General features: G+C 66.7%; 22 protein-coding genes and 1 pseudogene. 10 read left to right on the top strand and 13 right to left on the bottom strand.

Features of this window, described 5'->3' with window-relative positions; translation table 11 throughout:
• Positions 1 to 148 (top strand): annotated as a pseudogene (locus E2481_RS07130) (IS630 family transposase); the annotation flags it as partial.
• Here the strand turns inward: E2481_RS07130 and ppc are convergent.
• Complete coding sequence (gene ppc / locus E2481_RS07125) at positions 145 to 2,853, bottom strand: phosphoenolpyruvate carboxylase (RefSeq protein WP_136716432.1); 2,709 nt, start codon at positions 2,851 to 2,853, stop codon at positions 145 to 147. The pseudogene E2481_RS07130 and the gene ppc sit on opposite strands and share 4 nt — an antisense overlap.
• 161 nt (positions 2,854 to 3,014) lie before the next feature.
• Between ppc and E2481_RS07120 the strand changes: the two genes are divergently transcribed.
• From E2481_RS07120 to E2481_RS07110, 3 genes are all read left to right on the top strand, one after another.
• A complete protein-coding gene (locus E2481_RS07120) occupies positions 3,015 to 3,587 on the top strand; it encodes a hypothetical protein (RefSeq protein WP_136716431.1) in 573 nt (190 codons plus the stop codon).
• A 421-nt stretch (positions 3,588 to 4,008) separates the two neighbouring features.
• Complete coding sequence (locus E2481_RS07115) at positions 4,009 to 5,946, top strand: bacterio-opsin activator domain-containing protein (RefSeq protein ID WP_169302389.1); 1,938 nt, start codon at positions 4,009 to 4,011, stop codon at positions 5,944 to 5,946.
• Positions 5,947 to 6,103: 157 nt separating this feature from the next.
• Complete coding sequence (locus E2481_RS07110; protein ID WP_136716429.1) at positions 6,104 to 8,389, top strand: methyl-accepting chemotaxis protein; 2,286 nt, start codon at positions 6,104 to 6,106, stop codon at positions 8,387 to 8,389.
• A gap of 204 nt (positions 8,390 to 8,593) precedes the next feature.
• Here the strand turns inward: E2481_RS07110 and E2481_RS07105 are convergent, their stop codons facing one another.
• The 5 genes from E2481_RS07105 to E2481_RS07085 form a co-directional block, all read right to left on the bottom strand.
• On the bottom strand, positions 8,594 to 11,167 hold the full coding sequence (locus E2481_RS07105; RefSeq protein WP_136716428.1) for a sensor histidine kinase: 2,574 nt from the start codon (positions 11,165 to 11,167) through the stop codon (positions 8,594 to 8,596).
• Positions 11,164 to 11,580, bottom strand: a complete 417-nt coding sequence (locus tag E2481_RS07100) for a response regulator (protein WP_136716427.1) — start codon at positions 11,578 to 11,580, stop codon at positions 11,164 to 11,166. Before E2481_RS07100 ends, E2481_RS07105 begins: the two co-directional genes overlap by 4 nt.
• Positions 11,577 to 12,650 carry a chemotaxis-specific protein-glutamate methyltransferase CheB gene (cheB, locus tag E2481_RS07095; protein WP_136716426.1) on the bottom strand — a complete coding sequence of 358 codons (1,074 nt, stop codon included), beginning with the start codon at positions 12,648 to 12,650 and terminating at the stop codon, positions 11,577 to 11,579. Before cheB ends, E2481_RS07100 begins: the two co-directional genes overlap by 4 nt.
• Positions 12,651 to 12,762: 112 nt before the next feature.
• Positions 12,763 to 13,032: a hypothetical protein gene (locus E2481_RS07090; RefSeq protein ID WP_136716425.1), complete on the bottom strand. Its 270-nt coding sequence runs from the start codon at positions 13,030 to 13,032 to the stop codon at positions 12,763 to 12,765.
• 64 nt (positions 13,033 to 13,096) lie between these two features.
• Positions 13,097 to 14,011, bottom strand: a complete 915-nt coding sequence (locus E2481_RS07085) for a dihydrodipicolinate synthase family protein (RefSeq protein ID WP_136716424.1) — start codon at positions 14,009 to 14,011, stop codon at positions 13,097 to 13,099.
• Between the two features lie 105 nt (positions 14,012 to 14,116).
• Between E2481_RS07085 and E2481_RS07080 the strand changes: the two genes are divergently transcribed.
• Positions 14,117 to 14,413: a MoaD/ThiS family protein gene (locus E2481_RS07080; protein ID WP_136716423.1), complete on the top strand. Its 297-nt coding sequence runs from the start codon at positions 14,117 to 14,119 to the stop codon at positions 14,411 to 14,413.
• Between the two features lie 58 nt (positions 14,414 to 14,471).
• Here the strand turns inward: E2481_RS07080 and E2481_RS07075 are convergent, their stop codons facing one another.
• Positions 14,472 to 15,728 (bottom strand): HAD family hydrolase, encoded by a 1,257-nt coding sequence (locus E2481_RS07075; RefSeq protein ID WP_136716422.1) that lies wholly within the window; start codon positions 15,726 to 15,728, stop codon positions 14,472 to 14,474.
• 145 nt (positions 15,729 to 15,873) lie between these two features.
• On the opposite strand from E2481_RS07075, the gene gfcR reads away from it, so the two are divergent.
• From gfcR to E2481_RS07060, 3 genes are all read left to right on the top strand, one after another.
• A complete protein-coding gene (gfcR, locus tag E2481_RS07070) occupies positions 15,874 to 16,515 on the top strand; it encodes a transcriptional regulator GfcR (protein WP_136716421.1) in 642 nt (213 codons plus the stop codon).
• 36 nt (positions 16,516 to 16,551) lie between these two features.
• Complete coding sequence (trmB, locus tag E2481_RS07065) at positions 16,552 to 17,601, top strand: HTH-type sugar sensing transcriptional regulator TrmB (RefSeq protein WP_169302388.1); 1,050 nt, start codon at positions 16,552 to 16,554, stop codon at positions 17,599 to 17,601.
• A gap of 88 nt (positions 17,602 to 17,689) precedes the next feature.
• Positions 17,690 to 18,031: a hypothetical protein gene (locus E2481_RS07060; RefSeq protein WP_136716419.1), complete on the top strand. Its 342-nt coding sequence runs from the start codon at positions 17,690 to 17,692 to the stop codon at positions 18,029 to 18,031.
• 201 nt (positions 18,032 to 18,232) lie between these two features.
• Here the strand turns inward: E2481_RS07060 and psmB are convergent, their stop codons facing one another.
• Positions 18,233 to 18,931 carry an archaeal proteasome endopeptidase complex subunit beta gene (psmB, locus tag E2481_RS07055; RefSeq protein WP_169302391.1) on the bottom strand — a complete coding sequence of 233 codons (699 nt, stop codon included), beginning with the start codon at positions 18,929 to 18,931 and terminating at the stop codon, positions 18,233 to 18,235.
• A 17-nt stretch (positions 18,932 to 18,948) separates the two neighbouring features.
• Entirely contained in the window at positions 18,949 to 19,689 is a 741-nt protein-coding gene (psmA, locus tag E2481_RS07050) for an archaeal proteasome endopeptidase complex subunit alpha (protein WP_136716417.1), read from the bottom strand.
• A 142-nt stretch (positions 19,690 to 19,831) separates the two neighbouring features.
• Here psmA and E2481_RS07045 point away from each other — a divergent pair, with 142 nt between their 5' ends.
• Together E2481_RS07045 and E2481_RS07040 are read left to right on the top strand one after the other, a co-directional pair.
• Entirely contained in the window at positions 19,832 to 20,245 is a 414-nt protein-coding gene (locus E2481_RS07045) for a GIY-YIG nuclease family protein (protein WP_136716416.1), read from the top strand.
• A gap of 151 nt (positions 20,246 to 20,396) precedes the next feature.
• Positions 20,397 to 21,434, top strand: a complete 1,038-nt coding sequence (locus E2481_RS07040; protein ID WP_136716415.1) for a zinc-binding dehydrogenase — start codon at positions 20,397 to 20,399, stop codon at positions 21,432 to 21,434.
• Between the two features lie 54 nt (positions 21,435 to 21,488).
• On the opposite strand, the gene E2481_RS07035 is transcribed toward E2481_RS07040, so the two are convergent.
• The 4 genes from E2481_RS07035 to E2481_RS07020 all read right to left on the bottom strand — a co-directional run bounded on the left by E2481_RS07035 (position 21,489) and on the right by E2481_RS07020 (position 24,738).
• On the bottom strand, positions 21,489 to 22,259 hold the full coding sequence (locus E2481_RS07035; protein WP_136716414.1) for an enoyl-CoA hydratase/isomerase family protein: 771 nt from the start codon (positions 22,257 to 22,259) through the stop codon (positions 21,489 to 21,491).
• An 83-nt stretch (positions 22,260 to 22,342) separates the two neighbouring features.
• Positions 22,343 to 23,026 carry a haloacid dehalogenase type II gene (locus tag E2481_RS07030; RefSeq protein ID WP_136716413.1) on the bottom strand — a complete coding sequence of 228 codons (684 nt, stop codon included), beginning with the start codon at positions 23,024 to 23,026 and terminating at the stop codon, positions 22,343 to 22,345.
• 71 nt (positions 23,027 to 23,097) lie between these two features.
• A complete protein-coding gene (locus E2481_RS07025; protein WP_136716412.1) occupies positions 23,098 to 24,018 on the bottom strand; it encodes a VOC family protein in 921 nt (306 codons plus the stop codon).
• Between the two features lie 69 nt (positions 24,019 to 24,087).
• Complete coding sequence (locus E2481_RS07020) at positions 24,088 to 24,738, bottom strand: alpha/beta hydrolase (RefSeq protein WP_136716411.1); 651 nt, start codon at positions 24,736 to 24,738, stop codon at positions 24,088 to 24,090.
• Between the last annotated feature and the right edge of the window lie 50 nt (positions 24,739 to 24,788).

The following is a 24,788-nucleotide window of genomic DNA, read 5'->3' as shown; positions in this document are numbered from 1 at the left end:
GCCGGAGTTGAACCCGGTCGAGGAGTGTTGGAGACAGCTCCAAGCGGCACTCAGCAACCGGTTCTTTGACTCGCTCGACGATCTTACAACAGCGATCGACACCGCTCTCGGTCAGCTTTCCGTTCCAGAAGTGAGCAATTACTTCTAGTGTCTACTATAGCCCGTGTTTTTCATGCCGGCCGCGATGCCCTGGACCGTCAGTCGGAGCGTTCGTTCCTCGTCCTCGGAGCGGTCGGTTCGGTCGAGCAGTCGCACCTGCAGGAGGTTCAGCGGGTCGACGTAGGGGTTTCGACGCTCTAAGTTCTCGGCCATCCACTCCCGGGTCAGCAGGCTGTCGCGGTCGGTGATCTCGGTCACCAGATCGACCGCAGCCTCGTACTCCTCGCGGATAAGCTGGAAGATGCGCTCCCGGAGGTCGTCTTCGGCGAGGTCGGCGTACTCCGCGGCGATCTCCAAGTCCGTGCGGGCCAGCGCCTGGGAGGCGTTGTCGATCATCGACCGGAAAAACGGCCACTCGCGGTACATCTCCCGGAGCGTTTCCATGTCGCCGCCGTCGTCTAGATACGCGTCGAGCCCCGACGCCAGGGAGTACCAGCCGGTGATGATACAGCGGGCCTGCGTCCAGGAGAACACCCACGGGATGGCCCGGAGGTCCTCGACGGACCGCTCCCCGGATCGGGAGGCCGGACGCGACCCCAGATTGAGGTCCTCGATGACGGTAATGGGGGTCGTCTGCTCGAAGTACCGGACGAACCCGTCGGTTTCGAGGAGGGCCTGGTACGCCTCGCGGGCGGCGTCGCTCGCGGTCTCCATGGCGGCCGTCCACTCGTCGGGGACCGCCTCGGTTGACTCTCCCAGTGCCCCGTACCTGGCCCGGATCTGGGCGTCGGCCATCTGCTCTAAGTTGCGTTCGGCGATGTCGTCGTTGGCGTACTTCTCGGCGATGGCCTCGCCCTGTTCGGTGAACTTGATCTGACCCGACACCGTCTCCGGCGGCAGGGCGAGCATGGCGTCGTTCATCGGGCCGCCCCCGCGGGAGATGGAGCCGCCGCGGCCGTGGAACAGCCGCATCTCCACGTCGTAGTCGTCGGTGATCTCGGCGAGGCGCTTCTGGTTGCGGTGGAGGCTCCAGTTCGCCGCCAGGTAGCCGTTCTCCTTGTTCGAATCGGAGTACCCGAGCATGATCTCCTGGAGGTTCCCCCGGGCGTCCAGCGCCTGGGCGTAGGCCTCGTTCTCGAACAGCGTGCCCATGATGCGCCGCGCGCCCGAGAGGGCGTACTCGGTTTCGAGCAGCGGGACGATGTCCAGCCCGCAGTAGCCCGGGAGGTCGACGATCCCGGCCTGGTCAGCCAGGAAGAGGACTTCCATGACGTGGCTGGGCTCCTCGGCCATGCTGATGCAGTACGTGTCGATGGCGTCGACGCCGAACTCCGTTTGCCAATCCGCGAGTTCCTCGAACCGGCGCAGGACTCGCGACGCGGTGTCGCCCAGGTCGGCTCTGTCTTCGATATCGACCACGGTGGGTTCCTGCAGGACGGCGTCGGTCAGGACCTCGGTGCGTTCGGCTTCGTCCATCGACGCGTAATCGATCCCCTCTCGGGCCAGCGCCTCGGCGACGGCCGTCGTGTGTTTCTCCTGGTGGTCCCGCACGTCGAGGCTGGCCATCGTGAAGCCGAAGGCCTCGACCTTGCGGACGAGCGGGTCGACGTGGGCCGCGGCGATGTCGGCGGCGTCGTTAGCCCGGAGACTGTCGGCGATGACCCGCAGGTCCGTCGCCAGTTCCTCGGCGTCCCGGTACCCGCCCTGGCGAACGTCTCCCACCCGGAGGACCCGTTCGCGCATCAGTTTGAGCTTCTGGCGGTAGGGTTCCCCGGGGTAGCGCTCCTCGGTCTCGCTGGCGACGCCGGGAAGCCGGTCCCGGTCGGCTTCGAGCCGTTCCTGGAAGGTCGATCCCGGGTCGATCTGGCTCTCGTCCTGGCTGAGGACGCCAGACAGGGCTTTGAGTTCGTCGCGGTACATCGGGAGAATCGTCTCGCGCTGTCGGTCCAGCGTCTCCTCGGTGATCTCGGGCGTGACGTAGGGGTTGCCGTCCCGATCGCTGCCGGCCCACGACCGGAACTCGTAGAGTTTCGGCACGTCGATGTCGGCCTCGAACCGCTCGTCGAGTTGTGCTTCGAGTTCGTCGTACACCTCGCTGATGACGTCGAAGAGGACGTTCTCCATGTACCACTGGACGTTCAGCGCTTCGTCGGTCACTTCCGGGCGACGCTTCCGAACTTGCGGGGTCTGCCAGAGGCTCGTGACTTCCGCGTGCAGGTCCCGCTCGATCGCTCCCTGTTCGCGGTCGGTCAGCCGGACCTCGTCCAGGGTTTCGAGGTCGTCGGCCACCGACCGCAGTTTCGCCTTGACGGTCTTCCGACGGGCCTCCGTCGGGTGGGCGGTAAAGGTGGGCTGGATGAGTACGTCCTCCAAGACGCGCTCGACGGTTTCGGGGTCGACGTCCTCGTCGGCCAGCCGACTGACCGTCGCTTCGAGGCTGTCCGAGAGCATCCCGCGCTGGCTCCCCTCGCGGATCTCCCGTACCCGGTGGCGCTCCTCAGCGAGGTTGATCAACTCGAAATAGGTGGTGAACGCGCGCGCCACCACGTCCTGCCGGTCCGATTCGAGCCGATCGAGTTCCCGGTGGACCGACTCCCGCGAGTCGGCGTCCCCGCGCCGGTAGGCGATGGCCGACGTACGCAACCGCTCGACTGTCTCTAAGGCGTCGGTCGACTCCTGTGCCGCCAGTATCTCACCCAGCAGCGACCCCAGTTCCTGGACGTCCTGCGTTACGTCCCTGGCGTGCAAATCCATACCATATTCCCCGCTAGCGCCACGTAAAACACTGACGAATTTTTCCAAATAACAACTCGATCTTGAGTAAACATTTGGCAAAGATACGTTAGCACACGAACACCTGATCGGTCGCCGAAATCCGTCCGGGGTTTAAGAACGAGTCCACGGTACGAATTCGCATGGGACTTCGGAGCTGGGTTACCGAACTGTTCGCGGCGGGGGACGGGTCTGACGACGGCGGTGCCGAGACTGAGGGAGAACTCGACCTGACGGTCGACGTGTCGCGTCGTGCGGCGACCATCACCGACCACTACGGACTGGCGGCGGACGACGCACAGCGTCTCGCCGAGGTGCTCGACGCGGAACTGACCCGTGAGGACGGCTACGCCAGGACGATGATCGTCGACCGCGTCACTCGCGACCTCGACGTCGACGCGGACCTCGCCCGGACGATCGTCGACACCGAGGTCGCGTCCGTCCGCAACCTCGCCAGAGTCCGGCGGTTCAGGGCCCAAAGCGACGGGGACGTTCGGTTCCGATGGGTCGACTCGGTCGGCACGGACGACTCGCCGGTCTGTGCGGACGTCCGCGCGACCATCGACGAGGGCGGTCCCGTCACGCTCGAGGAACTGCGCGAGGCCATCCGAGCGGCCGCCCGCGACCACGAGGCGGGGACGCCCGAGCGCGCCGAGGACCTGATCCCCCACGAGTCCTGCCGGCACACCGTCGTCAGGCACCTGGAAGCGGAGTAAAGCGTCCACGCCGGTCAGCTTCGCGATGATCTATCCGGGTGGTGGACGCGCGAACAGGCCATCCCCGCCGTCGCCGCGACCGGCCGCTGTGAAACGACGGTCGTCGTCAGCCGTCAGAAGCACGATGTGCAGGCCGTTGCGGCGGACGTCTACACCGTCGAAGCCGGTATCAGCGGCGAGGCGTTCCACGATTGCGCCGCCCTGGATGCCACGGCGCGGTGTACGTCGCGACGCCGAACGCCACCCACCTTTCCTACGTCGAATCGTCGGCCGAGCAGGAACGCCGCGTCGAGTTGTAGCCCGCCGCGTTCGTGGCGTGCGCTCGTCACCGACCGCGGGTGCCGGTTCCGATGCCCGACGTTCGGTAGAGTAATTGACATGAATCCGATGCGTTATGGTCTGGTACCGCCTAACGAGATCGATGGTTGCCTGGTGGGAAGACGACGGGGGGTCGACGGCCGACCAGATACTCGACCGCGTCTCCGACGGCGTCGTCGCCCTCGATCCTGCCCTGCGATACACGTACGTCAATCGGCAGGCCGAGCGCCTCTTCGGCAGGGATAGCAGCGAGCTATTGGGGGAGTGCATCTGGGATGTCTTCCCCGAGACGGCACGAGCCGAGTCCGCATCGAAGATCGAGGACGCGATGCGGACCCAGGAGTCGATGACCTACGAGCGGTACAATCCAGAACTGCAGCGATGGCTGGAGATCAAGGTCTATCCCGACCAGGAGGGACTCACCATCGTCTTCACGGACGTCACCGAGCAAAAAGCGAGGGAGCGAGAGCTCGAACAGGTGCTCGAGACGACGCCGGTCGGCGTCGTCGTGCTGACGCCGGGCGGCGAGATCCAGCGAGCGAACTCCCGCGCAGAGGAACTGCTGGGACTCGAACGGTTGGAGATCGAATCGCGGACGTACCACCAGCCGGAGTGGAAGATCTGGCACGCGGACGGAACGCCAGTGTCACGCGAGAACCACCCCGTGACGACGGTGTTGCGTACCGGTGAGCCGGTCATCGGCTACACGCACGGGATCACACTGGAGGACGGGACCGAACGATGGTTGTCGAGCAACGCGGCTCCGGTCGTCGGGGACGAGGGCGAGATAGAGCGGGTCGTCGTCTCGATCGAGGACGTCACGGAGTTGAAGCGGCTCGACCTGCTCATCGAGCGACTCCAGCCGGTCAACGACGTGCTCAATCACGCATCGACGCGCGAGACCCTCGAACAGGAGATCTGTGACCTGCTGTCGACACCGGAGACGTACGAGTTGGCGTGGATCGGGGCGTATACGCCGGGTACACGGACGCTCGAACCCGACGCATGGGCCGGGTCCAGCGCGGAATACGCGGCCGAACTCGATATCCCACTGACCGAGACTGCCACGGCGGACGGCCCGTCCCGACGGGCGATCGAGACCGGGACCATCCAGGTCGTCGACGACGTCTCGACGGACCGGGCGTTCGCCCCCTGGCGCGAACAGGCCCGGGACCACGGCCTCCAGGCAGTTGCTGTGGTGCCGCTCGTCCACGACGAGCGCGTCTACGGGGTCCTCGGCCTCTACACGTCCCGCCAGGGCGCGTTCGGGCAGCGGGAACGGAGTCTCCTGCAGACGCTCGGCGAGCACATCGGGCAGGTCGTTCACGCGCTCGAGACGGAGACGCTCTTGCACGCAGACAGGGTCGTCGAACTCACGTTCCGCAGCACCGACCCCAACTCCGTCCTGGTCGACGCGTCGGCCGAACTCGACTGTACGATAACGGTGGACAGTGCCATTCCGACCGCCACCGACGCGGTGCTGTGTTACGTGACGGTCGAGGGCACAGCGCCGTCCGCGGTTCGCGACCGCCTCGCGGCCACGAGCGCGGTCACGGCCGTGCGGGGACTGTCACGACGGGAGGGGCAACCGAGCGGTACCCTGGAACTGGAACTGGAGCACGGATCGCTGGCCCAGGCGCTCGTGGCCGCGGACGCAGTCGTCACGGCGAACGAAGTGTCTGCGGGGACGGCCACTGTCGTCTGTGAACTCACGCCGGATCGGGACATCAGTGGCTTCGTGAGCCAGGTGACCGCGCAGTTCCCCGAGACGGAGCTTGTCGCGAAACACGAACGCGACCGGTCGGCGGCGGACGCCCGCCAACCCACGACCCAGGTGCTGTCGGACGTGTTCACGAACCACCTTACCGACCGTCAGCGACAGGTCGTCCGGGCGGCGTTCCACGCCGGCTACTTTGCGTCACCCCGCCGGAGTACGGCCACTGAGATCAGCGAGGCACTCTCGATAACGCAATCGACCTTCTCCTATCACCTGCGGAACGCCCAGCAGACGCTGTTCGAGACGCTCCTCGAGTCGGTGTGAGCGACCCTCGACGGGCCCAGAGTTCCAATACTGATAATCATCCAGTTATCTAGAGTCGTCTCTTATGCCCGCTCTCGCCAGACACATGACATCACGTCACGGACATTCCCCTCGGCAGTAGGGTCGAAGGGGTGGTTCGGGCGTCGACCACACACTCATGCTCGAAAACAAGCGCATTACGATCCGGAACCAGTTGCTTGGTGCATTCCTGCTCGTCATCGTGTTCGTCGCGGTCACGGGGTTCGTCGGCTACAACGCGGTCTCGGCGGTCGGGGCGAGCGCGGACAGAATCGTCGAAGAGGACGTTCCGGTCGCAGAGTCGTCCCTGGAGATGAAATACGCCATCGAGAAAGAGCAGGCTGGACTCCGTGGGGTCATGCAGGGGACGCCGGGAGCCAAATCGGATTTCGAGGAGGGCGTCGAGCACTACGATGAGTGGGCGACGGAACTCGAATCGCACGACCTCACGGAGAGTCAGCGCGAGCGCCTGGAGGAACTGAACGCGAAACACGAACAGCGCGTCGCGACCGCACGTGAGGCGATCGCGGCCACGGAGAACGGGAACGACGAACTGGCCGAAGCGAAGCTGCGGGAGGTAGAGGAGAGTACGGACGACCTCGAGTCACAAGCGGTCGCCTTCGAGACGGAGGCGAACGACCACATGGCGGCATCGCTGGCGAAAGACCACGAGATCCAGCGCATGGCCGTCCTGGAGATCGGTGGCCTCACCCTCTTTGCGTTCCTGCTCGCCGGTGGGCTCGGAGTCGTCCTGTCGCGCCGCATCGCGGAGCCGGTGATGCAGTTGAACGAGGCGGCCCAGGCGATTTCGGCGGGCCGGTTCGGTGAGCGGGCCGCGGTGTCGGACCTCGATCGGAACGACGAACTCGCGGACATGACCGGGGCGTTCCAGGAGATGCGCGACAACCTGCGAACCCAGGTGTCGGAACTGCAGACGGTCAGCACGAACCTCGGTGAGGGGCGGCTGGACGAGGAGGTGCGGACGGACCTGCCCGGCGAGTTCGGCGACATCATGGAGAACGTCGACGCCGGGATGACCCAGCTCGACCGGAGTTTCGACCAGATCCAGCAGGCGAGCGAGAACCTGCGGCGTGGCCAACTCGACCGGGATTTCGACACGTCACTGCCCGGCGAGTACGGCGTCGTGCTCTCGGAGCTCGATTCGGGCATGGACCACTTCGAGCAGAGCCTCGGCGAGATCAACGCGGCGAGCACCGCGCTGAAGGACGGCGACCTGACCGAGGACCTCGATTCGACCCTGCCGGGCGTCTACGGGCAGGTCATGGCCAACTTGGACGAGAGCATCGATTCGCTGGAGGCGAGCGTCAGCGAGATCCGGGCCATCTCCGAGGCCGTCGCCGAGGAGAGCAGCGAGGTCACCTCCGGTGCCGAGGAGGTCGAGAACGCCAGCGAGGAGGTCGCCTCGACCATCGAGGAGATCTCCGCGGGCGCCGAACGACAACACGAGAACCTGGACCAGGTGGCCGGCGAGATGAACGACCTCTCGGCGACCGTCGAGGAGATCGCGTCCTCGGCCGACGAGGTGGCATCGGCATCCTCGCGGTCGGTCGAGCGCGGCCAGTCGGGACGTGAGACCGCAGCGCAGGGGGTCGAGGCGATGGGGGAGATCGAGGAGAAGGCCGCGGAGACGGCCGACGAGATGGCGGGCCTGGAAGCGGAGATGGCCCAGATCAACGAGGTCGTCGACCTCATCGACGACATCGCCGAGCAGACGAACCTGCTCGCGCTGAACGCATCCATCGAGGCCGCCCGGGCGGGGAAGGCCGGTGAGGGGTTCGCCGTCGTCGCCGACGAGATCAAGGGGCTCGCCGCGGAGACGGCGGCGGCCACCCAGGAGGTCGAAACCCTGGTCGACGGCGTCCAGGATTCGACGGTGTCGACGGCCGAGGACATGCGGCGGATGCGAGAACGCGTGGAAGGGGGCCGGGAGACCATCGGGGACGGGCTGGGTGCGCTCGACGACATCGTCGCGGAGATCGAGGCGGCCAACGACGGCGTCCAGTCGATCAGCGACGCCACCGACGAGCAGGCCGCCAGTAGTCAGGAGGTCGTCGCGATGGTCGACGACGTCACCAGCGTCAGCGAGGAGACGACGTCGGAGGCACAGAACGTGTCCGCTGCGGCCGAAGAACAGACCGCGGCGATCACCCAGATCGCCGAGAACGCCGAGTCGATGTCGGGACGCGCGTCCGAACTGGAATCGCTGGTCGCCGAGTTCGAGGTCGACGACGACGGCGTCCGGGAACTCGACGACGACCGCCAGGAATCCGACGACGACGGGACCAAACAGGACAGCAGTGCGTCGGCAGCGGTGACGGTCGGCGGCGAGGTGGCGGCTCTCTCAGAGGGAGCCGTCAGTGACGGCGGTGAGGGACCGTCCAAACTGTCGCCTGACGATTTCTGAATCGACTCCTGGCGACCGGACACGCTCACGCCCAGGCTTCGAGGTCGACGACGGCGTCCGATTCGAGCCACTCGCCGTCGTCGGTCGTCCGGAGGATGGCCTTTCCGTCGTCTATCTCGTAGTTGATTCGTTCCATACGAGCATGGACGGACGCGGCACCCCTCAAGACACTACATAACTGGTTAGCCTGCGAGCCGGAGCGGGTCAGGTTCGGACGTCGAACCGGACGCCGCCCGCCTCGCTCTCGCCGAGGGAGACGTCCCAGCCGTGGGCCGTGAGTGCCTCCTCGACGATCGCCAGGCCCAGGCCCGTCCCCGTGTCGGTGGTGGTGTAGCCGTACTCGAAGACGGCGTCGCGTTCGTCCGCGGGGATGCCAGGGCCGTCGTCGGTGACCGAAAAACCCGACGGCGTGGTTTCGACCCGCAGCGTCACGTCGGGCCCGGCGTGTTCCACGCTGTTCCGAAAGAGGTTCTCGAAGACCTGCAAGAGTCGCTGTCGGTCGGCCTCGACGACCTCGTCGGCGTCGATTTCCAGGGTCGCGTCCGGTGCGTCGACGTGTTCCCAGGCGTCCCGGGCGACCGATTCGACCGACACGGGTTCGGTCTCGTCGACGGTCTGGCCTTGCCGGGCGAGCGCCAGCAGGTCCTCGATGAGCTCTTCCATGCGGTCGTGGGCCGCGGCGACGTCGTCCAGCAGGGACGAATCGACCTCGTGGCGCGCCATGTCCAGGTTGGACGTGGCCAACTTCAGCGGATTCCGGAGGTCGTGGGAGACGGTGCTGGCGAACCGCTCCAACCGTTCGTTCTGCCGTTCGAGTTCGCGCTCGCGTTCGAGCCGCTCCGAGACGTCCCGGCCGATCCCGACGATGCCTTCGACGGCACCATCCGCGTCGGTCACCGGTGCACCGGTGAACTCGTAGGGGATTCGGTCGCCGTCGCTGGTGACCATGCGTGCCTCAGCGCGTGCGCGCTCCCCGTCCAGGACCTGCTCGACAGCAGCGTCGATGGCGGGCATGTCCCCCTCGGCGATCAGATCGAGCGGTTCGATGTCGGCCATCTCCCCTTCCGTGTAGCCGGTGGCTTCGAGCAGCCGATCGTTCCAGCGGATGTACTCCACGTTCTCGTCGAGCGCGTACATGACGTCCGGGATCGAATCGACGAGCCCGTCGATAAAGGCCCGCTCCTCGCGGAGTTCCGCCTCGCGCTCGGCGCGTTCACAGGCCGTGGCGGCGCTCGACGCCAGCACTTCGGCGACTCGCTGGTCGAGGTTCGTGAAACTGGCCGGCTCGGTCGAGCCCAGAACCAGGACGCCGTACTCGCCGATGGGGACGTACATGGCCGCTCGGGCCGGTGAGCGGTCGACGTCGTCGTCGATGTCCGCGAGGTCCTCGTACCGCAACAGCTCGCCGGTCTCGAACGCCTCGCCGGCGGGCGCGTTCCCGACGCCGTACGTGGGCCGATCGCCCATCGCCTGCAGGACCCGGTCGGTCGACGCGACCGGGACCAGGTCGTCGGCCGCCGCGTCGTACAGCCGGACGGTGCTGAACTCGAACCCGAGCACGTCCCGGGCGGCCGCGAGCGTCGACTCGGCGACGGCCCCCTGATCTTCGGCGTGCATCAGCTCCTGTGTCGTCTCGACCAGCCCCGAGAGTTTCCGCTGGCGCTCCTTCCGGGCCGTGATATCGCGGATGACGCCGGCCGTCCCGGTGAAGGTCCCGTCGTCGTCGTAGACGATGGTCATGTGGTCCTCGGCGGGAATCTCGGCCCCCTCGTTGGGCTGTAGCGGGAACTCGAACGTCGTCTCGGCCGCTTTCCCGTCCAGTAGTTCCCCGAGCGTCTCCTCGGCGGCCGCGACCGTCTCGTCGTCCTTGATGACGCCGACGTGTTCGCCGAGCAACGCCTCGCGGTCGTAGCCGGTTACGTCCTCGATGGTGTCGTTGACCAGGTCGAAGCGACCCTCGTCGTCGAGCGCGTAGACCACGTCGTCGACGGCGTTGATGGTCTCCTCGAAGCGTTCGAGTTCGCGCTCGCGCTCCCGACGCTCGGAGATGTCGCGACTCACGCCGACCGTCCCGACGAACTCCCCGTCGGTCCGCAGTACGGCGATGTTCGCTTCGACCGGGAACCGGTCGCCGTCGGCACACTGCATCTCGAACTGGACGGGGTCGGGCGACTCGCGTCCCTCCTGGAGCGCGGCCCTGATTCGGGCTTCGACGGCCGCCACGTCGGCTTCGTCCATCGTGATCGAGACGTGTTCGCCGAGCAACTCCTCGCGGGCGAACCCGGTTCGCTCGACGAGCGTGTCGTTGACCATCGTGTACCGCCCGTCGGCATCGAGTCGATAGACCAGGTCCGCGGCCGCGTTGATCCCCGTCTCGTAGGCCTCCAGTTGGCGAACCCGCTCTTTCCGGTCGGTAATGTCCCGGAAGTACGCCGACATGCCGCCCTCGTCGGGATAGAGTCGGACCTCGAACCACGCCGAACGGGGCTCGTACCACGCCTCGAAGGTGACCTGCTCGCGCGTCTCCCGCGCCCGGCGCACTGCCGACTCGAAGGGCGTCCCCAGCGTGGCCGGGAACGCGTCCCAGACCCGCTCGCCGAGGAGTTCCGCGTCGCTGACCCCGAGCATCGCTTCGGTGTGGGAGTTGACGAACGTGACCCGCGCGTCGGCATCGAGGGCGAAGACGCCGTCGTCGACCCGCTCGAAGATCGTCTCGGCGTCCGACGCGCCGACGGGAAGGCCGTCGGGCGACCCCGACCTGTCCGAGGAGGACGTCATCTGTCGGCGACTGCCTCCTCGATCTCGGCCGCGAGCGATTCGAGGTGGTCCATTCCCTCGCCTTTCTCGACGTACGTCGTCACGCCCGCCGCCAGCGCCTCGCTTTCGACGGCGTTGCTTCCCTTCCCCGTATAGAGGATGAAGGGGATGTCCAGCCCCGCGTCCCTCACCGCCGCCAGGACCGACAGCCCGTCCATCGCCGGCATCTCGAAGTCACAGAGCAGGAGGTCGACGGCCTCCGGGTCGGCTTCCAGTCGGTCGAGCGCACCTTCGGGGTCGGTCGTCGTCTCGACCTCGATTCCCTCCTCGAAGCGCTCGAAGTAGTTCTCGGTCGTCGTGAGCGCCCCTCGCTCGTCGTCGAGATGGAGGACGCTGATCGCGTCGTCGGTCGTGTCCCCTGTCAGGAGGATCATGGTTCGGCCTCCGGTCGCGTGGCGTCGAGAATCGTCCCGACCAGGTCCGCCGCAGTCGTGACGTGGTCGACGTAGCCGCTCTCGCGGGCGCTCGACGGCATCCAGTGCGCCGGGCTCGACTCGTCGTCCTGGGCGATCGTTCGCCCGCCGGCCGTCTTGATGGCCTCGACGCCGGCCGTCCCGTCCGTGCCCAGTCCCGTGAGAACGACCCCGATCACTGGCCCCTCGGCGTTCTCGGCCGCCGACGCCATCGTCACGTCGGCCGCCGGCTGGACGTTCACGTCCCGGTCCGTCTCGACGTGTTCGACGGTAAGCGTCTCGCCGTCGTCGTCGGTCACTGCCAGGTGCGACCCACCGTATGCGACGACCATCTCGCCCGGGGCGACGGTCCCGCCGTCGATGGACTCCCGGACCGTGTACTCGGAGACGGTGTCGAGGTCGCGGGCGAACTGCCCGGTGAACTGATCGCGGAGGTGCTGGACGACGATGACCCGGAAGCCCGCGTCCCGTGGCAGCGGCCCGAGGTGCTGTTTGAGCAGGCGCGGCCCGCCGGTCGAACTCGCGATGATCACGAGCGGGTTCCCGTCGGCGGCCGTGACCGAGGCTGTCGCCGACGTCGACACCGATTCGCTCGCTTCCTCGTCGTCTGTGTCGGCGGCCGGGGCTAGCGGCTCCGGCTGGACCTTCGCGGCGTCCTCGACGGTGTCGATCAGCTCCGCCTTGTACTCGTAGAGGTCCAGCGACGGCTCCTCGCCCGGTTTGTGGAAGTAATCGACTGCCCCGGCTTCGAGGGCTTCGACAGTCGTCTCGGCCCCTTCCTCGGTGTAGCGGCTGAGCATCACCACCGGGGTCGGCCTCGTCGCCATGATGCGCTCGACGGCCTCGATGCCGCCCATCCCCGGCATCTTCACGTCCATGGTCACGACGTCCGGTTCGTGTTCCTCGACCATGCTGATGGCCTGTTTGCCGTTTCGCGCCTTCCCGACGACCTCGTGGCCCGCCTCTTCGAGGTAGCTCGCGACCTGTGACTGTGTGAAATGCGAATCGTCGACGACGAGAACTCGTAACATGGGTACCCTGTGTGACGCTCGGCGACGAGCGCCGGTGAATAGCGATAGCTGGGGCTGCCGAGAAATAAAAGCCAACGCCCCGATTTTCCCCGGTGATAATCGAGCCGACCGGTCACTCCTCGGAATCGGGACCGTCCATGATCTCTTCCAGGTCGCGTTCGATGTCGCGGCGGTTCGAGCCGATGTCGGCGTTCATCCGCTTGAGCCAGACCAGGAACATCATGCCCAGTCCACCGAGCACGACGAGGATGCCGACGAACGCGGCCAGGACCTGCCCGAACTGGCCGCCCAGGGTCGTCGACAGCACGAGGATGGCGACACCGCCGAGGATCAGGCCGACGACCGCCGGGAAGCCGACGTACTCTGAGAGCGACCGCAGCATACCCCCATCTCACCGTGGCACCGCAATCAACGTTGTGGGCGGTGACCCCGTTGGTCACAGCGGGCTACAACAGCCCCAGTTCGCGCAGGTCGGCTTCCATCGCCGCGGCGTCCTCGGCGTCCATCGTCCGGAGCGGGCTCCGGAGCGATCCGACCTCGAACTCCACGTCCCGAAGCGAGAGGGCGGTCTTGACCCCGGCCATGTAGGGCCCGCGCTTGAACGCGTCCCGCACGTCGTAGACGGTGCTCTGCAGGTCGCGGGCGCGTGCCTCGTCCCCGTCGTCGTAGGCCTCGTAGAGGTCGACGACCAGTTCCGGGAAGACGTTCGCGACGGCGCTGACCATCCCCGTACAGCCGACTTCGAGGCCGGGGAACAACAGCGAATCCGACCCCGACAGGAACGTCAACTCGGGGTGGTCGTCGATGGCCTGGCCGAGCCACGGAACGTCCTTGCTCGAATCCTTCACGCCCGCCAGCCCGTCGAGTTCGGCGAGCGCGTCGAGCGTCTCCAGCGAGAGCGCGTTTCCCGTTTTGCTCGGAATGTGATAGATGTACACCGGCACGTCGACGGCGTCGGCGACGCGGCGGTAGTGTTCGACGGCCCCGTCGTGGTCCAGCGGGTAGTAGTACGGCGTGACCACGATGACGCCGTCGGCACCGGCCGTCTCGGCGTGTTCGGCGTGTTGAACCGTCTCGTAGGTGCTCGGCGCGCCCACGCCCGCGACCACCGGCACGTCGTCGACGGCGTCGACGACCGCCTCGACGACGCCGTGGCGCTCCTCGACCGTCAACAGCGGGAACTCGCCGTTCGTTCCGAGCGGGAACACGCCGTGACAGCCGTGCTCGACGACGAACGCCGCGTGGGCGGCCGTGGCCTCGTAGTCGACCGACTCGTCCTCGTCGAAGGCCGTGACGGTCGGCGGAACGACGCCGTGCAGGGCGAGCGGATCGGCCGCCCCTGGCTCGGGAGCGTGTGCCATATCCGGGTTTCGACCGGGCTGGCGGTAATAGTTTCCCCTACTCACCAATGGTTCTTCGAGCGTGAGTTAACTTTTTGAACCCGGGGTGCATACGTAGAGATACCAATGTGCCAGATCGACATCAGCCGGTCGTTGGCCGCACGGGTGGGGACCCACGAGGCACACGTCGGCGTACGCGAAGGCGACACTGTCAGAGACGTTATCGAGCGACTCGCATCCGAGTACGGAACACAGGTCCAGACGGGGATGCTCGACGGCGAGCGCCTCCGGTCGGACGTGATCGCCGTCCGAAACCCCGACAGGGACCACGAGCCGGTCACCGCGGCGTCGTCCCTCGAACCCGGTGACACGCTGGAGTTCCACCTCACCTCGGAACACGACAAGGTCAGCGGGACCGCCTGAGAACCGTTTCTACGACTCTCTTCTCCGTTCTCCTCGCGCTCGTTTTTTCTCTCTGCTCTCAACGCTCCAGCCGCGCGAGCCGGTTGAGCGCGTAAATCGTCCCGAGCACGTCGGTGGCTTTCCCGGGGTCGAAGACGAGTTCGTCGGTGCTCATCACGTGGTCTAACACGTCCCGGGAGGCGTGTTCCGGGGCGGCCGCCAGCCCGTAGTCGTGCTCGGCGACCCACCGCATCACCCGGAGGTCGCTCTTGCTGTCACCCATCACCACGGAAAAGGGGTCCTCGATGTCGAGCACGTCGAAGGCGGCTTCAACGCCGACCACCTTGTTGAGTTCGAGACTGCCGATCTCGGCGGCGTCGGCCTCGTAGTAGGCCACGTCGATGCGCTCGAATACGGCCTCGATCTCCTCGGGGACGTCCTCGGCCGTCAGGTCGGGATGAGTCCCCTGTTCTTCCAGGACCGTTCGGATCTCCGGGTCCTGATCGGCGTAGAAGGCCCGTGCCCACTGGCCGGCCGTCTCCGCGTCGGCGTCGCGGCCCAGTTCCTCGCGGACCGTCTCGCCGAGCAGGTCGAGTTCGTAAACGAGCGCCTCGTCGATCACGTCGCGCGCGGCGCTGCTCCCCGTCTCGAAGTTGGGTTTCATCGTGACGTTGAACTCGTTGCCCTGGAGGTGACAGCCCCGGCGCAGATGGTCCGGTGCTTCCGAGAGCACGCGCGACCGGACGGCGTCGAAGACGTTCCGGATCGCCGGATCGAGGTCCTCGTAGAGGAGTTGCTTCGTATCGCCGCCGTGGCCGGGCGTGAACACGCCGGTCCCGGCCTCGTAGACGATGCTCACGTCCCCGGAGTGGACGAGTTCGTTGCCCAGCCCCTGAATGAGGAAGCCCTTGACGTTCTCTAAGGTCTGGCCGGTACAGACCACGATGGGGACGCCGTCCTCGTAGAACTCCGTCAGGCGGTGCAGCGTGTCGCGGGGGATTTCGTTGTCGGTCCGGCCGGCCGACCGGAGCGTCTCGTCGACGTCTAAGACGAGGGCGTTGACGGCGCGCTCGTGTTTCGAGAGCAGGTCGAGGGCGGTGAAGGCCTGCTCGCGGGTCGCCTTCGCGGCGATGGCGGCGAAGGTCTCGCCGGTCGCGGGGAAGGCCTCCCGGATCTCGTCTTTCCCCTCGGCGAGTTCGTCGCTCGCGTTCTGCCAGTGTTCCAGGGCGACCCGCGAGTCGACCGGCGGGAACAGGTCGACGAAGTCCTGGTAGGCCCGCAACCGGTCGGTGTCGAACTCGTCGTAGAGCCGATACAACTGGTCGTAGCGTTCCATGTCTCCGATTGCGTGAGGGGTGACCAAAAGACTGCGGGGGCAGGGGACAACAGAGCGTGACACCTCTGGTGAGCGAACCCACGGCGGCCAACGGAGGGCGGTCGCGGGGAAAAGGCCAAAACGCCCGGTGCCGAACGGCCTAGTCATGAAGAATATCGACGACCTGATGACTAGCGCGGCGGAACTCGCTGAGCGCGGGCTCTCGAAGGGGGAGATCTCGGACGAGCTGAACGTCTCCCGGGAGACGGCGAGCTGGCTGGTCGAACGCAGCGGCAAGAGCGCCGCGTCCGACACCCAGCAGCCGGCGACCGGCGGCGGCCCCGACGACATCCACGTCGACTGGAACACGATCGGGCGCGACTCGAACCGGATGTGGCACGTTAGCGCCGCGCTGGCCGACCTGCTCTCGAAACAGGGCGAGGAGGTCGACCTGACCATCGGCATCGAGAAGGCCGGCGCGCCGCTGGCGACCGCCGTCGCGCGGGAACTGGACACGGACCTCGGAACGTACGCCCCGCGGAAACACCAGTGGGACGACGACGACATGGACGACCTGGGCGGCTCCTTCTCCCGCAACTTCGCCCAGATCCGGGATCGGGAGTGCTACGTCGTCGACGACACCATCACGAGCGGGACGACGATGACCGAAACCGTCCAGGCTATCCGCGACCAGGGCGGCGAACCCGTCGCCTGCGTCGTGCTGGTCGACAAGCAGGGGACCGACGAGATCGAGGGCGTCCCGGTCTACTCGCTGGTGCAGGTCATTCGCGTCGGCAACGATGAGTAGAAGGGTTGATTTGGCTCGTCGGACTCTCCACGCATAATGACCGACGACCTCTCCGCATCGCTGGAGCGCGTCGCCGAGCGGTTCGACTTCGGCGAGTACGAGACCCAGGCGTATCTCACCATCCTCGAACACGGCCGACTGACCGCCGCCGAGATCGCCGACCACACCGACATCCCACAGCCCCGCGTCTACGACACCGTCCGCGGCCTGGCCGACGCCGGTCTCGTCGAACTCCAGGAGACCCGGCCGATGCGCGTCCTCGCCATCGATCCCGAGGAGGCCTTCGGCGACATCCAGTCCTCGCTCGACGACCTGGTCGACGGTCTCGAACAGCGCTACACCGCCCCCGCCCGCGACACGGAGGCCGTCTCGCTCATCAAGTCCCGCTCGACGATCCTGCGCTACCTGGAGGAGGTCATCACCGGCGCGGAGTACGAACTCATCCTGTCGCTGTCCCCCGAACTCTTAGAGCGCTTCGAGGACGAACTCGTCGAACAGCACGACGACGGCGTCGCCATCGAACTGCTGCTCTCGCCCATGACCGACGTGCCCGACGCCGATTCGTTCGACTACCTCGACGTGGCCACCACCGTCCGCGCGCGCCGGGGCATCACCACGCCGATCGTCGCCGTCGCCGACGGCAATTACTCCGTCTACGCCACGCAGGAGGCCATCCGCGGCGACCGCGACCGGTACGGCGTCATCTTCAACCGCTCGGAACTGGGCTTTCTCGTCTCGGGCTTTCTCAACACCGTGCTCTGGACGACCGCCGACCCCATCGTCGAGGGGACCAACGACCGGCCGTTTCCCCGCCGGTACGCCACGATCCGGCGTTGTATCTCCGATCTCCAGCACGCCGACGGCGACTTCTACGCGTCCATCGAGGGCCGGGACGTGATCTCCGGCGACCAGCAGGTCATCGAGGGACCGATCGACGAGGCCGCCTTCGGTGCGGGACGCGAGACGGCGACGCTCATCGTCGAGACGGACGACGGTCCCATCGAGGTCGGCGGCCAGGTCGCCGCCCTGGAGGACATCGAAGCCCACGAGATCCGCATCGGCAAGGGGAGCCCGCCGGGCGTCTGAGGTCCCCGGCCCGGCGGGGCGGCATCTCCCGCCCGGCCGAAATCGTCGACACTTCACATATTTATCCCGTCGCTGTCACAGCCACGGTATGGAACCCGTCTTGCTCGCCGCTGGCGGTGGCGGTGTCGTCGCGTTGCTACTGCTCCTAGTACTCCTCCGGCGGCGCTCGTCGGACGCACGCCAGTCGAAACGGGCACACGAGGCCGCACAGCAGCGCGAACCCCCCGTCGAGATCGGGGAGACCTACGAGTTCGGCGTCACCGAGTTCACCGACCACCACTCCGGCGAGCGCGTCGCCGTCGGGAAAGTCGAGGGGTTCGTCCTGTTCACCGAGGACGTTCCCGATTCCGTCGCGGAGGGCGACGTCATCCGGGCGAAGGTGCTGTCCTTCAACGAGGGTCGGACCTCCGCCGACGCGAAAGCCGTCTAGACGGCCTGGTCCTGTGGCTGCTGGTTTTTCGTGATCGCCGAGCTCGTCCGGATGCAGTTTTCCTGGCTATCTCTCCGGTGTTCCGCTCGGGTATCGACGGCGGCGTCGCGTTCGCGCTGTCGCTCGTCTCCCTCCAGCGGTGAGGCGACTGGAGCGGCGACGCTCGCGGTCTGTGCGTGTTCAGAAAAAAGGGCGTCGGCCTTACAGCAGGTCGTCGTACTCGTAGGTGTCGATCTCGACGCCTTCCTGATCGACCTCGGCGATGACCAGGCCGTTGCCGGAGCCGGTGTCGCGTTCGGCGGCCGCGCTGACTGCGTCGGCGGCGACCGTGCGGGCCTCCTCCATCGAGAGGTCGTCCTCGTACTGGCTCTCGAGGGTCCCGTAGGCGACCGTCAGGCCGGACCCGGTGACGGTGTAGTCGTCCTTCATGACCCCGCCGGCGGGGTCGATGGAGAAGACGTGGCTGCCGTCCTCGTCGACGCCGCCCAGGATGGGGTTGATGGCGAAGAACGGCCCGCCGCGGGCGAAGTTGCCCGCCAGCGTCGCGAGTGCCGGAATGGAGATGTTCCCACCGCGGCGAACCTCGTAGAGGTTGACCTCGGCGCGAAGCGAGCGGATGAACGACTGCGCACCACCGACGGAACCGACGAGTGTCAGTGCCGCCGTCGGGTGGATCTGCTCGACCTTCTGGACGTTCTTGTTCGAGACGAAGCGACCGCCCAGCGACGCGCGGCGGTCGGTCGCGACGATGACGCCGTCGTCGGTCGCGATGCCGATGGTGGTCGTCCCCGTCTTGTTTACGGTCTCCTCGTCGTTGCCAGAGGACGGCAGCGTGCCGAGTTCCGGTTCGTAGGGACTCTGCATGCCATCGTCGAGGCTGGGCTGTTGTGTCGGGTCCATGCCGTGATTCCAGTCAGTCATTCTTCCTCACCTTCGGTGTCGACGTCTTCGAGGTAGGTTTCGATCTCCTCGTCGGTGTGCTGGCGGTACTGCTCGGTCTCGACGTCGATGGTCCCCAGGGCGACGCCCTCGGGCGTGACTTCCTTGTCACCGACTTCGGCGAGGGCCGACAGCGCGAGGTCGATCCCGCCGTCGAGATCCAGGTCCTCGCGGTACTCGTCTTCGAAGTAGCTGAGGAGGTCCTCGCGGTTGCCACCGACGGCCAGGGCCTGCCACTCGTAGGGCGTCCCCGAGGGGTCGGTCTCGAACAGGCGCGGTTCGCCGTTCTGGATGCCGCCGACGATCAGCGCGACGCCGAACGGGCGCGCGCCGCCCGTCTGGGTGTACTGCTGGATCTGGTCGGTGATGTCCTTGGTGAGCGACTCGACGTCGATCGGCTCGTCGTAGCGCAGCTGGTTGACCTGCGCGTCCCGCCGGGCGAAGTCGATCAGCTGGCGGGCGTCGGCGACGTGGCCGGCGCTGGCGATGCCGACGTGGTCGTCGATCTTGTGGAGTTTCTCGACGCTCGACCGCTCCAGGAGTGGAGAGCGAACGCGTGTGTCGGCCGCGAGGACGACGCCGTCAGTCGTGCGGACGCCGACGCTGGCGGTTCCGCGCTTGACGGCCTCGCGTGCGTACTCGACCTGATAGAGACGCCCGTCCGGGGAGAAGATAGTGATCCCCCGGTCGTACGCCTGCTGTTGTGAGTTTCCCTGCATGATTTGCATCGAAAGCCGGGAGTGGCCTTCACCTCCGGTTAGTGCCACCCGTATTTAAACCCGTTTATGGTAGCAATTGACACCGTCACCGCGTGTCAACGCGACCGGAAGGTCGATTGTGGCGGGGGTGAAAGGCCCCGGTGTGGTCACAGGCACGTACACCATACTCGTCAACCTTCCGGAAGCGGCGACTGTGGCCGTCGGCGCACTCGGCGAGCACCGGTTCCCCGCCGGCTACTACGCCTACACCGGCAGCGCGTTCGGTCCCGGCGGGTTCGCACGCGTCGACCGCCACATGGAAATCGCCGCCGGGGACCGCGACGCCCGCCACTGGCACGTCGACTACTTGCTCGGCGATACCCCCTCGCGTATCGAGACTGTGGTCCGCTCGGCCGAGGTCGACATCGAGTGTCGGGTCGCCGATGCTATCGACGAGGTGGGCGAGACAGTTGTCCCGGGCTTTGGCGCGTCGGATTGTGAGTGTGAGACTCACCTCCATTATACGGTAGAGAAAGCCCCGCTCCTCGCGGCGATACGTAGTGCCCACGAGCAATAATTCGTACGAGGGCACTCGGTGAGCGCTCGGAACCCGGCCGTGGAACGGGTCGCGAGTACGCAGCTAGCAACGACGCTGCAAGCCACCTGCGGTTCTATGGCGATGGAGCGCGACTGGACGAACTGAGGGAGCGTCCGTGAAAGCATTCGTAATGCAGTCGATTGGCGAGACAGGAATCGTCGAGAAGGAGCGTCCCGACCCGGGTCCGCGCGACGCCATCGTGCGACCGACGAAGGGACTGATCTGTACCTCTGACTGTCACACGGTCCACGGCGCGATCGGCGAGCGCGAGGACCTGACGCTCGGCCACGAGGCGGTCGGAGTGGTCGACGAAGTGGGCGAACTGGTCGACGACTTCGAGGCCGGTGACCGTGTCGCAGTCGGTGCGATCACGCCCGACTGGAACTCCGCGGCTGCACAGGACGGGCACCCGTCACAGTCCAACCAGGCTCTCGGCGGGTGGAAGTTCGCCAACGTCAAAGACGGCGTCTTCGCGGAGTATTTCCACGTCGACGACGCCGACGGCAACCTCGCGCACGTCCCGGATGGCGTCTCGGATCACGAGGCGGTCTACACTGCAGACATGCTGTCGACGGGATTCGTCGCCGCGGAGCGCGGTGCGATCCCGATGGGTGGTACCGTGGCCGTCTTCGCACAGGGCCCGGTCGGACTCATGGCTACCAAGGGTGCGCGCCTCCAGGGCGCTGGGGACGTCATCGCGGTCGAGACGGCCGAGAGGCGCAAACAGTTGGCCCGCGAGTACGGGGCCGACCACGTCGTCGATTTCGCAGAAGCCGATCCGGTCGAGGAAATCCTGGCACGCACCGACGGCGAGGGGGTCGACGTCGCCATCGAAGCGCTGGGGGCCGACCAGACGCTACAGGACTGTATCCGCGTGGCCAAACCCGGCGGAACGGTCTCGAACGTCGGCTACCACGGCGACGGCGAGTTCCGACGGATACCCCGGGAGGAGTGGGGCGTCGGCATGGCCGAAATCGACATCGTAACTTCGCTCTGTCCTGGTGGTCGGCTCCGGATTCGTCGGCTCCTCCGACTGCTAGAGCGGGACCGCGTCGACCCGACGAAGATGACCACACACGAGTTCGACTTCGACGAGATAGAAACCGCCTTCGAGATGATGGACGAAAAAGCGGACGACATCATCAAGCCGCTCGTCGACTTCGAGTGACTGCCGGCGGCCTGTGGCTGTCGATTCGGCCGGCCAGGCGACGCCGGTTCGTCGCTACGCCCCCTCGAAGTCGGGGTCGCGTCCCTGGAAAAAGGCCTGCACGCCCTCGCTGAAGTCGTCGGTCACGACCATCCGTTCCTGTGCGCGGGCTTCCGCGCGCAGTGCTTCTTCGAGCGAGCGGTGGCTGTTGCGCTGAACCAGTCGCTTCGTCTCACCCAGCGCCAGCGTCGGCCGCGAGACCAGCGTCGCCACGCGCTCGGCGACCGTCTCATCGAACGCGTCGCCCGGAATCGCCTCGGTGGCGATGCCTAACTCGACGGCTCGCTCGGCGTCGACCCGGCGGCCGGTCATGAGCAGGTCCAGCGCGCGCCGGACCCCGACGAGTCGCGGCAGGACGTAGGTGGCACCCGTGTCGGGCGCGAGACCGATGTCGGTAAAGCCCCAGCCGAACTGCGCGCCCGCCTCGGCGTAGACGAAATCGCAGGCCGTCGCGATGGAGGCCCCGGCACCCACGGCCGCGCCCGTCACGCGGGCGAGGGTCGGTTTCCCCATTCGGAGCAGGGCCGTCGCGATGGCGTTCAGGCCGGTTTCGAGTTCCTGGCTCACGCTCGTACCGCCGATACCCTCCGCGAGGTCGATACCCGAACAGAAGTCCTCGCCCGCGCCCGCGACGACGACACAGCGAATCTCGTCGTCTGTCGCCAGCGAGCGTAACTCGGCAGCCATCTCCTGGCAGGCCGCGGCGCTGATCGCGTTCTTTCGCTCCGGGTTCGAGATAACGACCGTCGCGTACTCGTCTTCGCGTGTGACCTCGATCGCTGTCATTGCAGGGGAAAGGCGTCGAACCGGGAGAGCGTTTGCGGGTCGTATGTGAGGCACTCGTGGTCCACTGCCCGGACCCGACCCCCTCACGCGCCGAGTTCGTCGGCCACGTCGTGGAACGTCTCGACGGTCATGTCGGGATCGACGTCGTAGGGCCCCCAGAGCGTCTCCTGTCGGTTGATCCAGACGCCCTGCATCCCGGCGTTCATCGCGCCCGGCACGTCCCACCAGCCGGCACCGACGAAGGCGATCTCCTCGATCGGCGTGCCGATCCGCTCGGCCGCGTGGCGATACAGGTCCGGGACCGGCTTGTACCGCTCGACTTCCTCGGCGCTGATCGTGTCTTCGAGGTACCCCTCCAGGTCGGCGTGGTCGACGAGGGTCGACAGCATCGACTCGCTCCCGTTCGAGACGATATAGAGGTCGTAGCCCGCGTCTCGAAGCCGCTCCATCCCGTCGTGGACGTCGGCGAACACGTCGAGATCGTCGTACGCCGAGAGGACATCCTCGCGTTCGTCATCGTCCAGATCGATGCCGTGTACGTCCAGGGCGTACGTGAGCGCGTGGCGGATCAACTCGAAAAAGGAGTCGTACTCGTCGATGGCGTTGCCGACCATCGCGTACTGCAGCGACCGTTCCCGCCAGAGCCTGGCCACCACCTCGGCGTCGTCGACGTGTTCCGAGAGGGCGTCTTCGACGGACGACACGTCGACGAGCGTGCCGTACGAGTCGAAGGCGATCGTCTCGACTGTCTCCGGGTCGAAAGCCATGGTGTCTGGTACTCCACCGCCGGGCGGAAATAGCTGCCCCGCGACTGCGACGGCCGCGACCGAGCGCGCTCTCAGAGTTCGGGGAGACTCGCCTCGATCTGCTCGCGCTGGTCCTCGAACCACTCGGGGAGGACCAGTCGCTCGCCGAGGGACTCCAACTCCTCGTCGACCGTGTAGCCCGGTTCTTCCGTCGCGAACTCGAAGAGGACGCCGCCGTTCGTCCGGGCGTACACCGACTCGAACCACTTCCGGTCGATGATCTCTGTGGGTCGTAGACCGTGTTCCTGTAAGACCTCGCGCCACTCGGCCTGTTCCTCGGCCGTCACCTGGAACGCGACGTGGTGGACGGTGCCCGCGCCGGGCTGGCCCCGGGGTGCCTGCGGGTCTTCCACGATGTCGACGACGTATCCCAGGTCGCCGTCGGCCTCGTAGCGCTGACGGTGCCCCTTGCTCTCGCCCTCGCGAAAGCCCATCGTCTCCAGCAGGGACGCCGTCGATCCACCCTCGGTCAGCGAGAGCGTCACGCCGAAGAAGCCCCGAATCGCGTGATCTTCGGGTACTGGCCCCTCGGGCGGATCGCCCGCAGGGGCGTCCGCGCGCCCCACGAGTTCCAGCGGGAGGCCGTCCGGGTCACGGAAGGGAATCACCGTGTCGCCGAACCGCTCGACCGGGTCGTCGGCGTCGACGCCGGCTTCGGCCAGCCGGTCGGTCCAGTAGTCGACCGCCGACTCGGGAATCAGGAACTGCGTGGTCTGGACCTGTCCGGTCCCGACCTGGCCCGGCTGGGCACCGGCGTAGGGGAAGAAGGTCATGCTCGTTCCCGGACTGCCGCCGTGGTCGCCGTAGAACAGGTGGTACACCGAGGTGTCGTCCTGGTTGACGCTCTGTTTGACGAGCCGAAGCCCGAGCGTCTCCGTGTAGAACGCCAGGTTGCGACTCGGGTCGCTCGCGATCGCGGTGACGTGATGGATTCCGGGGATGTCTGCCGGCATATCAGTCCCTAGGAACGCCATCGGGATAACGCTGGCTCGGAACTGTCTGTCGTGGGCACGACACGGCCGTCAGTCGTCGTCCCCGTCCGCGAGCGCGGCCACCATTCTCCTGACGGAGTCGAGTTCGTCCGCGTTGACGCCGTGACCCATTCCCTCGTAGAGCCGTTTCGTCACGTCGGCGTCCATCCCGCCGAGGACGGCCTCGGTCTCGTGGACGCGCTCGGCCGGGATGTGGGGGTCCACGTCGCTACACCCGAGAAACACTGGCGTTCCTTCGAGGGAACCGTCGTAGTCCCGCGGCGTGTCGTCGGGGCCGATGAGGCCGCCGGAAAGCGCGGCCAGGCCGCCGTAGCGGGTCGCGTTCCGCGCGAGGTACTCGGTGGCGAGACACGCGCCCTGGGAGAACCCGACCAGCATGGTTCGATCCGTGGGAATCCCCGCGTCGGCGGCCGTCTGGATCGCGTCGCCGACGGCCTGGAGTCCCGAGGACAGTCCCGGTTCGTTCGACTCGATGGGCTGGAGGAAGGAGTTGGGATACCAGGTGTTGCTGGCGGCCTGGGGCGCGAGGTAGGCGACCTGCTGCTGGTCGAACTCCTCGGCCATCGCGATGATGCTCTGGGCGGTCGCGCCGCGGCCGTGGACCATCACGACCGCGGCATCGGCGTCGTCGAGAGCCGCGCCGGCGGTCACGAGCGGCTGGTCCTGATGGGGGCCGCTCATCTAGATCGGCCTCCAAGAACTGTCGAACGCGGCAGTGGATCGACCGTACA

The sequence above is a fragment of the Halorientalis salina genome, assembly GCF_005049285.1.
GTDB lineage: Archaea > Halobacteriota > Halobacteria > Halobacteriales > Haloarculaceae > Halorientalis > Halorientalis salina.
Note: the sequence above shows the minus strand (reverse complement) of the source record. Positions and strands in the feature narration are given on the sequence as shown.

Bases quoted from the DNA above. Each gene is read 5' to 3' on its own strand.
- E2481_RS07090 (WP_136716425.1), bottom strand. From the start codon at position 13,032: ATGCTGCGGTCGCTCTCAGAGTACGTCGGCTTCCCGGCGGTCGTCGGC.
- cheB (WP_136716426.1), bottom strand. From the start codon at position 12,650: ATGTTACGAGTTCTCGTCGTCGACGATTCGCATTTCACACAGTCACAG.
- E2481_RS07060 (WP_136716419.1), top strand. From the start codon at position 17,690: ATGGAACCCGTCTTGCTCGCCGCTGGCGGTGGCGGTGTCGTCGCGTTG.
- ppc (WP_136716432.1), bottom strand. From the start codon at position 2,853: ATGGATTTGCACGCCAGGGACGTAACGCAGGACGTCCAGGAACTGGGG.
- E2481_RS07110 (WP_136716429.1), top strand. From the start codon at position 6,104: ATGCTCGAAAACAAGCGCATTACGATCCGGAACCAGTTGCTTGGTGCA.
- E2481_RS07080 (WP_136716423.1), top strand. From the start codon at position 14,117: ATGTGCCAGATCGACATCAGCCGGTCGTTGGCCGCACGGGTGGGGACC.
- E2481_RS07035 (WP_136716414.1), bottom strand. From the start codon at position 22,259: ATGACAGCGATCGAGGTCACACGCGAAGACGAGTACGCGACGGTCGTT.
- psmA (WP_136716417.1), bottom strand. From the start codon at position 19,689: ATGCAGGGAAACTCACAACAGCAGGCGTACGACCGGGGGATCACTATC.
- E2481_RS07075 (WP_136716422.1), bottom strand. From the start codon at position 15,728: ATGGAACGCTACGACCAGTTGTATCGGCTCTACGACGAGTTCGACACC.
- E2481_RS07025 (WP_136716412.1), bottom strand. From the start codon at position 24,018: ATGCCGGCAGACATCCCCGGAATCCATCACGTCACCGCGATCGCGAGC.
- E2481_RS07040 (WP_136716415.1), top strand. From the start codon at position 20,397: ATGCAGTCGATTGGCGAGACAGGAATCGTCGAGAAGGAGCGTCCCGAC.
- E2481_RS07085 (WP_136716424.1), bottom strand. From the start codon at position 14,011: ATGGCACACGCTCCCGAGCCAGGGGCGGCCGATCCGCTCGCCCTGCAC.
- E2481_RS07020 (WP_136716411.1), bottom strand. From the start codon at position 24,738: ATGAGCGGCCCCCATCAGGACCAGCCGCTCGTGACCGCCGGCGCGGCT.
- E2481_RS07120 (WP_136716431.1), top strand. From the start codon at position 3,015: ATGGGACTTCGGAGCTGGGTTACCGAACTGTTCGCGGCGGGGGACGGG.
- gfcR (WP_136716421.1), top strand. From the start codon at position 15,874: ATGAAGAATATCGACGACCTGATGACTAGCGCGGCGGAACTCGCTGAG.
- psmB (WP_169302391.1), bottom strand. From the start codon at position 18,931: ATGGACCCGACACAACAGCCCAGCCTCGACGATGGCATGCAGAGTCCC.
- E2481_RS07100 (WP_136716427.1), bottom strand. From the start codon at position 11,580: ATGATCCTCCTGACAGGGGACACGACCGACGACGCGATCAGCGTCCTC.
- E2481_RS07115 (WP_169302389.1), top strand. From the start codon at position 4,009: ATGGTTGCCTGGTGGGAAGACGACGGGGGGTCGACGGCCGACCAGATA.
- trmB (WP_169302388.1), top strand. From the start codon at position 16,552: ATGACCGACGACCTCTCCGCATCGCTGGAGCGCGTCGCCGAGCGGTTC.
- E2481_RS07030 (WP_136716413.1), bottom strand. From the start codon at position 23,026: ATGGCTTTCGACCCGGAGACAGTCGAGACGATCGCCTTCGACTCGTAC.
- E2481_RS07105 (WP_136716428.1), bottom strand. From the start codon at position 11,167: ATGACGTCCTCCTCGGACAGGTCGGGGTCGCCCGACGGCCTTCCCGTC.